Here is a 537-nt window from a genome sequence, read left to right as displayed (position 1 = left end):
GACATACGCTCACCAACTAGCCCAACAACATACTCTTCATTGGTATCAACATTATAATAGAACTCTTTAAACTGACTTTCTTGAGCGCCTACCGGTCTGTACTCTTGAACAATTTTAAATTCATTGTGTTGAGTAGCGACAACACCCGCTATGCCGAAGCCATCATCCCAATGACCATGATAGAAATCCATGAAGAAATGTTGTGATGACCCGTCTTTAGCATCAATGAACACACCCTCTGTCGGCTTTCCATCTAGCCAAACGTTCAAGCAGATTAGGTAATCCTGTGTAGCTACCACATTAAGATTGTTGTAATAACCATTCTCCCACCAACCATCGTCTCTAACCAATTTAAACTCATCTTGCTTTGTATCGAATGCTTTGCAGTTGTAATCCACGTAATAATTATCGCGAGAAATACCCCCAAAGAAAGATACTAAATCAATGTCATTATCTGGATTTAGAGCGAGCTCTGTTAATTCAACTGAGTTCTCATTGAATTCGAACCTAAAATAACTATCAGTATCAGCATATGGG

At 39.3% G+C, this 537-nt stretch carries 1 protein-coding gene; it reads right to left on the bottom strand.

Annotated elements, in window-relative coordinates; translation table 11 throughout:
- Window positions 1–537 (bottom strand): hypothetical protein (locus AB4486_RS27130; RefSeq protein WP_372119882.1); only part of this gene is annotated, 537 nt, incomplete at both ends.

The organism is Vibrio sp. 10N.222.55.C6, assembly GCF_041473395.1.
GTDB lineage: Bacteria > Pseudomonadota > Gammaproteobacteria > Enterobacterales > Vibrionaceae > Vibrio > Vibrio crassostreae_C.
Note: the sequence above shows the minus strand (reverse complement) of the source record. Positions and strands in the feature narration are given on the sequence as shown.